At 72.8% G+C, this 6,632-nt stretch carries 7 protein-coding genes; 3 read left to right on the top strand and 4 right to left on the bottom strand.

The annotated features are described in order from the left end of the window. Positions 1–86: 86 nt before the first annotated feature. On the bottom strand, positions 87–779 hold the full coding sequence (locus tag ACFU74_RS11160) for a response regulator transcription factor (protein WP_030305055.1): 693 nt from the start codon (positions 777–779) through the stop codon (positions 87–89). A 2-nt stretch (positions 780–781) separates the two neighbouring features. Beyond that, on the bottom strand, positions 782–2,065 hold the full coding sequence (locus tag ACFU74_RS11155; protein WP_380755125.1) for a sensor histidine kinase: 1,284 nt from the start codon (positions 2,063–2,065) through the stop codon (positions 782–784). Between the two features lie 307 nt (positions 2,066–2,372). Here ACFU74_RS11155 and phoU point away from each other — a divergent pair, with 307 nt between their 5' ends. Further along, positions 2,373–3,056 carry a phosphate signaling complex protein PhoU gene (phoU, locus tag ACFU74_RS11150; RefSeq protein ID WP_380755122.1) on the top strand — a complete coding sequence of 228 codons (684 nt, stop codon included), beginning with the start codon at positions 2,373–2,375 and terminating at the stop codon, positions 3,054–3,056. A 191-nt stretch (positions 3,057–3,247) separates the two neighbouring features. Beyond that, positions 3,248–3,424, top strand: a complete 177-nt coding sequence (locus ACFU74_RS11145; RefSeq protein WP_380755119.1) for a hypothetical protein — start codon at positions 3,248–3,250, stop codon at positions 3,422–3,424. A 162-nt stretch (positions 3,425–3,586) separates the two neighbouring features. On the opposite strand, the gene ACFU74_RS11140 is transcribed toward ACFU74_RS11145, so the two are convergent. Continuing rightward, entirely contained in the window at positions 3,587–4,174 is a 588-nt protein-coding gene (locus tag ACFU74_RS11140; protein ID WP_380755116.1) for a lytic polysaccharide monooxygenase, read from the bottom strand. Positions 4,175–4,407: 233 nt separating this feature from the next. After that, positions 4,408–5,166 carry a phosphoglyceromutase gene (locus ACFU74_RS11135; RefSeq protein ID WP_380755113.1) on the bottom strand — a complete coding sequence of 253 codons (759 nt, stop codon included), beginning with the start codon at positions 5,164–5,166 and terminating at the stop codon, positions 4,408–4,410. Between the two features lie 150 nt (positions 5,167–5,316). Here ACFU74_RS11135 and ACFU74_RS11130 point away from each other — a divergent pair, with 150 nt between their 5' ends. Continuing rightward, a complete protein-coding gene (locus tag ACFU74_RS11130; RefSeq protein ID WP_380755110.1) occupies positions 5,317–6,627 on the top strand; it encodes an MDR family MFS transporter in 1,311 nt (436 codons plus the stop codon). Positions 6,628–6,632 lie beyond the last annotated feature (5 nt).

The raw sequence follows: 6,632 nt of genomic DNA, 5'->3' as shown, positions 1-6,632 counted from the left end.
GCGAAGGGCCCCGTCCGCAGGAGCGGACGGGGCCCTTTCGTCTGCCCTCCCCCTTGGGCCAGGGGTCAGGGCGGCGGCACGGCGGTTTACGGCTCGAACTTGTAGCCGAGGCCGCGAACCGTGACCAGGTAGCGCGGCGCGCCCGGGTCCGGCTCGATCTTCGCCCGCAGCCGCTTGACGTGGACGTCCAGCGTCTTGGTGTCGCCGACGTAGTCCGCGCCCCAGACCCGGTCGATCAGCTGCATCCGGGTGAGCACCCGGCCGGCGTTGCGCAGCAGCATCTCCAGCAGGTCGAACTCCTTGAGCGGCAGGTCGACCTTGGCGCCGTCCACGGTCACCACGTGCCGGTCGACGTCCATCCGGACCGGGCCCGCCTCCAGGGCGCCCGGGCCGCCGCCGTCGCCGGGGCCCTCGTTCTCGCCGCGGCGGCGCAGCACCGCACGGATCCGGGCGACCAGCTCACGGGTGGAGTACGGCTTGGTGACGTAGTCGTCCGCGCCTATCTCCAGACCGACCACCTTGTCGATCTCGCTGTCCTTGGCGGTGACCATGATCACCGGCACGTTGGAGCGGACCCGCAGCTGGCGGCAGACCTCGGTGCCGGGCAGCCCCGGCAGCATCAGGTCGAGCAGGACGAGGTCGGCACCGTTGCGTTCGAACTGCTCCAGCGCGTCGGGGCCGGTGGCGGCGATGGCCACCTCGAAGCCCTCCTTGCGGAGCATGTACGACAGGGCGTCGCTGAACGACTCCTCGTCCTCGACCACCAGTACTCGGGTCACGATCAGGCCTCCGGGGCAAGCTGTGGGGTTGTTTCTGACAGGGGTTCCGCGGACTCCCCCGCACGGGGCCGGTCCACGGGGGCCTGCCCGGCGGGCAGGCGGACGGTGAAGGTGGAGCCCTGGCCCTCGACGCTCCACACCGACACGGTGCCGCCGTGCGAGGCGGCCACGTGCTTGACGATGGAGAGGCCGAGGCCGGTGCCGCCGGTCTGCCGGGAGCGTGCGGGGTCGACCCGGTAGAAGCGTTCGAAGACCCGCTCGCGGTCCTTCTCGGAGATGCCGATGCCCTGGTCGGTCACCGAGATCTCGATCAGCTCGCCGTCGGCCTCGCCCAGCGCGGCGGCGCTGGATATCCGGCGGGTGGCGATCGCGACCCTGGTGCGGGGCGGGCTGTAGTTGACGGCGTTCTCGACGAGGTTGCCGAGCGCGGCGGCGAGCTGGCCGCGGTTGCCGTGCAGGTAGAGGCCGGCGATGCCGCCGGCCGCGATGAGGATCTGCTTGGCGGCGGCCTGCTGGCGGCAGCGGTCGATCGCCTCGGCGATCAGCTCGTCCACCGCGACCGGCTCCGGGTCGACCATCAGCCGGTCGTCCTGGACCCGGGAGAGGTCGATGATCTCCTGGACCAGGCTGGCCAGCCTGGTCGCCTCGATCTGCATCCGGCCGGCGAAGCGCTGCACCGCCTCCGGGTCGTCGGCCGCGTCCGCGACCGCCTCGGAGAGCAGCGAGAGCGCACCGACCGGGGTCTTGAGCTCATGGCTGACGTTGGCGACGAAGTCGCGGCGCACGGCCTCCACCCGGCGGCGCTCGGTCTGGTCCTCGACCAGCACCAGGACCAGCCGGGAGCCCAGCGGGGCGACCCGGGCCGAGACCGCGAGCGGTTCGGCGGCGCGCGCCGCGCCCGGGCGGGGCAGCTCCAGCTCCAGCTGGCGGATCTCGCCGTCCCGGCGGGTGGAGCGGGCCAGCGCGAGCAGCTGGTCGACGGCGACCGCGCCGCCGCGCACCAGGCCCATCGCGTACGCGGCCGAGCTCGCCTTGACCACGTCGTCGGCCTCGCCGAGCACGATCGCGCAGGACCGCAGCACGGAGAGGACCGTGTCGACCCCCGGCGGCAGCGGGGGTTCCTGCGCGGGGCCCAGGCCCTGGGTACGGCCCTGGTTCCGATTGGTTCCGCCGTACCTGCCCCTGGCCTGCTCGCGCTCGCTCCAACGGAAGGCGATCGAGGCCGTGAGGCCGACGCCGAGCCCGGCTATGGCGCAGGCAGCGGCGGCGGCCACGTTCACGTCCATACGGCCAGCCTAAGCGCACGGTGCGGGCGCTCCCCAAGGGCTCGATCAAGGGATCGGCCACGCGTTGCCGAGAATTCACCTTCAGGTAGCCGCCGATTCACTGAACGGGTCGTGCGTGGTCGCCCGGACGGCCCAGAGTGGGCGCCGGAGCCCGTGTGGGAGGAGCGGCCCGGCCGAATGGCCGCCCGCCGCCCCGGGTGTGCGCGTACGATGCGCGCCACCAGCAGCGGCCGTCCGTACGCCGGTCGGACCGTCGTACCGGACGGCCGGTCGGCACCGCCACCGACACAGCTACTGAGGAGAGAAAATGCGCGACGCGTACCACGAGGAACTCGACTCGATCGGCGACAGCCTGGTCGAGATGGCCCGGCTGGTCGGTTCGGCACTCGGCCGGGCCACCACCGCGCTCCTCGACGCGGACCTGGCGCTGGCGGAGAGCGTGATCGCCGCCGACGAGAAGATCAACGACCTGCACCACGAGCTGGAGAACCGGGCGATCGACCTGCTCGCCCGTCAGCAGCCGGTCGCCACCGACCTGCGCATCGTCGTCACCTCGCTGCGGATGAGCGCCGACCTGGAGCGCTGCGGCGACCTCGCCCAGCACGTCGCCAAGGTCGCGCGGCTGCGCTACCCCGAGTCGGCCGTCCCCAGCGACCTGCACTCGACGGTCCTGGAGCTGGGGCAGCTCGCCCAGCGCCTGGTCGCCAAGGCCGGCCTGGTGATCGCCACCAAGGACGTCGACAAGGCGCTGGAACTGGAGCAGGACGACGACGCGATCGACGCGCTGCACCGCGAGCTGTTCGCGCACCTCATCGACGAGCGCTGGCACCACGGCATCGAGACAGCGGTGGACGTCACCCTGGTCGGCCGCTACTACGAGCGGTTCGCCGACCACGCGGTCTCGGTGGCCAAGCGCGTGGTGTACCTGGTGACCGGCGAGCACGTGGAGGAGTTCGTCGCGGCGACCGAGGCCGCCGCCGAGGCGGAGTGACATCCGGCCGCCTCTCGTCGTCGGACGGCGTTCCTTCCCAGGGGTGAGTAAACCCCTGGCCGGGGGTGGTGGGGGAGCACGGGTGACCGGACTCCCCACCACTGCGCGCCCGTTGACGCTCCCTCCGGTCGGCGGTTTCACTCGAAGCCGTGGGCACCGAGGCGTGCCCGTCAGAAGGAGGGGTCCGCGCGATGAAGGCAAACCCGACCGGCCCGGCATCGGCTCCCGAGACCATCGCACCACCCGCCCCGCGGCTGCTGCCCGTCCTCGCGGCCGGCTGCGGTTGCGGACCGGGCTGCGGCTGCGGCTGCCAGTCCGGCGCGCCCTGCCAGTGCGGCGGCGTCGACGGCGGCTGCTGCGGCCGCTGAGAACCGTCCGCCCGACCTGCCCCCGGTGCCACCGCGGAGCTCCGGGGTGCACGGCTGCCGTGGGAGACGGCCGCGCACCCCGGCCTCCTCACCGCCGGAGCGCCGACGGGGTCCGTTGGGTGTGCGCCCGCCCGGCGGTGGTGCCGCCGGACGGGCCGGGCGTCAGAACGTGACGTCCGAGCAGGAGTAGAAGGCGTTGGCGGTGTCCGCGACGTCCCAGACCGCGACGACCACGTGGTGGCCGGTCCGCCCGGACGGCAGGGTCGCGGTGTGGCTGAGCGTGCTGGGAACCTGGGTGCCGTTGTAGGGGACGTTCAGGAACGGGGTCAGCTCCAGGTTGGCCCGGGTGACCTTCTGCGTGGCGTCGTAGCCGGGCTTGGTCAGGTAGTACCGGAAGCCCGACGTGGCGTGCCGGGCGGTGAACCGCCAGGTGAAGGTCAGCCGCTGGCCCGCCGAGACGGCCGTGGCCGGCCAGGCGCCGCCGCGCGGGTCGTCCAGCTCGGCGAACCGGCTGTTGCCGCCGGCGCAGATGGCGCCGTCGGCCGGGCCTCTGGTCGGGAAGCCCTTGGGCCCCTCGACGCTCTGCGGCTCCCAGCGGATCGCGCCGCAGTTGGTCACCGTGCCCGCGCCGCAGAGCGCGGCCCGGCTGGGCGGGGTGGTGATGTAGCCGTGCGACTGCGCCGGAAAGGCGACCGCGACCGGCACCGCGAGGGCGGCGATCACGGCTCCGACGACATGACGTGTGCGCATGGTGCTCCTCCGTGGGGGTGGATGGAGAGTGCGCCGGGCGCGGACACGCGCGCGTGGGGGCTGGGCATGCCTGCGCCGGGTCGGTGCTCACACGGTAGGAGCCGCCACCGGAGCCGTCAATGGTCTGAACCATTTTTGCGGCACACCGAACTCGCTTCGGCCGCAGGTGAGTTGGAAGCGAAAGGCCCCGTTCCCCCGGAACGGGGAACGGGGCCCTCGACGGGCGGTGCGGCTTACTTCTTGCCCTGGTTCTTGACCGCCTCGATCGCGGCGGCGGCGGCGTCGGCGTCGAGGTAGCGGCCGCCCTTGACGACCGGCTTGAAGTCGGCGTCCAGCTCGTAGACCAGCGGGATGCCGGTCGGGATGTTGAGGCCGGCGATGTCGGCGTCGGAGATGCCGTCGAGGTGCTTGACCAGCGCGCGCAGGCTGTTGCCGTGGGCGGTGACCAGGACGGTCCGGCCGGCGGCGAGGTCCGGGACGATGGCGTCGTACCAGTACGGCAGCATCCGGTCGACGACGTCCTTCAGGCACTCGGTGCGCGGACGCAGCTCGCTCGGGATCTCGGCGTAGCGGGCGTCGCCGGCCTGCGAGTACTCGGCGTCGTCGGCCAGCACCGGCGGCGGGGTGTCGTACGAGCGGCGCCAGAGCTGGAACTGCTCCTCGCCGAACTCGGCCAGGGTCTGGGCCTTGTCCTTGCCCTGGAGCGCGCCGTAGTGCCGCTCGTTCAGGCGCCAGCTGCGGCTGACCGGGATCCAGTGGCGGTCGGCCTTGTCCAGGGCGATCTGCGAGGTGCGGATCGCGCGGCGCAGCAGCGAGGTGTGCAGCACGTCCGGGAGGAAGCCCTCGGCGGCGAGCAGCTCGCCACCGCGCGCGGCCTCCTTCTCGCCCTTCTCGTTGAGGTCGACGTCGACCCAACCGGTGAACAGGTTCTTCTGGTTCCACTGGCTCTCGCCGTGGCGGAGCAGGATGAGTCGGTACGTCGTGTCAGCCATGGCCCCCAGCTTAGTGGAGCCCGGAAAACCCCCTGGTGGGGACCTCGCCCGGCATGTAAGGTGTGCTCCGCGTTAGAGACTCTTACCCTCACGCTGAGCGGTCCTGCCCGTGCGGCTCAGCGGACGTCCGCCTGCCCCGGGAGCCCCCACATGCCCGACCGGTCCCTGTCCACCCGCGCCTCCGGAGCCGTCGCCGAGGCGGTGAGCGGGCTCCCCCGCCAGTTCTGGTGGCTCTGGACCAGCACGCTCATCAACAAGCTGGGCGCGTTCGTGGTCACCTTCCTGGCGCTCTACCTCACCACCGAGCGGGGCTACTCGGCCTCGTACGCGGGTCTGGTGGCCTCACTGTTCGGCCTGGGCTCGGCGATCGCCTCCGTCGTCGCCGGGGTGCTGGCCGACCGGATCGGACGGCGGCCGACCCTGGTCGCCGCCCAGCTCGGCACCGCCCTGTTCACCGCGCTGCTCGGCTTCAGCGACGGTCAGGCGACCATCGCGGCGGTCGCCTTCCTGGTCGGCTTCTGCAACAACGCGACCCGGCCGGCCACCTCGGCGATCATCGCGGACATCGTGCCCGCCGAGGACCGGGTGCGCGCCTTCGCGCTGAACTACTGGGCGATCAACATCGGCTTCGGCCTCTCCGCGGCGGCCGCCGGACTGATCGCCACCCACGGCTACCTGACGCTCTTCCTGCTGGACGCGCTCTCCACGGTGGTCTGCGCGGTGGTCATCTTCGTGCGGATACCCGAGACCAGGCCGGACGCGCCGGAAGCGGTTCCGGGCGGACCGGCGGCCCCGCCGGCGATCGGCCTCCTCGCGGTGTTCCGGGACGCCCGTTTCATGGCGGTGGTGGTGCTCAACCTGCTGCTCGCCCTGGTCGCCCAGCAGGGCTCCACCACGCTGGCCGTCGACATGGGCCGGTCCGGCATCAGCTCCGCCCAGTACGGCCTGGTGATCGGGCTCAACGGCCTGCTCATCGTGGTGCTGCAGATCCCGGTCACCCGGTGGATGGAGGGCCGGGACCGGACGGCCCTGCTGGTCGCCAGCGCGCTGTTCATCGGCTGGGGCTTCGGGCTGACCGCGCTGGCCGGCTCCTCGGCCTGGTTCTACGCGTTCACCGTGGCGGTCTGGACGCTCGGCGAGATCCTGAACGCTCCGACCATGATGGGCCTGGTCGCCGAGCTGTCGCCGGCCCGGGCGCGCGGCCGCTACCAGGGCGTCTACTCGCTCTCCTGGTCGCTCGCCTCGTTCCTCGGCCCGGCGGCGGGCGGGGTGCTGCTGGAGCGGGCCGGCAGCGGGGTGATGTGGGGGGCGTGCGCGGTGCTCGGCACGGTGGCCGCCGGCGGGTACGTCCTGCTCGGCCGGCGGCCGGGGGCGGCGCTGGCGAAGTCGGCGACCGTGGCGGCGGCCCCGGGCACGGCGCCGGCCGCCGAACCGGAGCGGGCCGCCACGACGGGCGGCTGACGCCC

Origin of the sequence: Kitasatospora sp. NPDC057500 (genome assembly GCF_042802195.1) — a bacterium.
Taxonomy (GTDB): Bacteria; Actinomycetota; Actinomycetes; order Streptomycetales; family Streptomycetaceae; genus Kitasatospora.
This window is presented reverse-complemented; position numbering and strand designations above follow the sequence as displayed.

Excerpts from the sequence above, each read along its gene's own strand:
- ACFU74_RS11155 (WP_380755125.1), bottom strand. The coding sequence starts at position 2,065 with ATGGACGTGAACGTGGCCGCCGCCGCTGCCTGCGCCATAGCCGGGCTC.
- phoU (WP_380755122.1), top strand. The coding sequence starts at position 2,373 with ATGCGCGACGCGTACCACGAGGAACTCGACTCGATCGGCGACAGCCTG.
- ACFU74_RS11145 (WP_380755119.1), top strand. The coding sequence starts at position 3,248 with ATGAAGGCAAACCCGACCGGCCCGGCATCGGCTCCCGAGACCATCGCA.
- ACFU74_RS11140 (WP_380755116.1), bottom strand. The coding sequence starts at position 4,174 with ATGCGCACACGTCATGTCGTCGGAGCCGTGATCGCCGCCCTCGCGGTG.
- ACFU74_RS11135 (WP_380755113.1), bottom strand. The coding sequence starts at position 5,166 with ATGGCTGACACGACGTACCGACTCATCCTGCTCCGCCACGGCGAGAGC.
- ACFU74_RS11130 (WP_380755110.1), top strand. The coding sequence starts at position 5,317 with ATGCCCGACCGGTCCCTGTCCACCCGCGCCTCCGGAGCCGTCGCCGAG.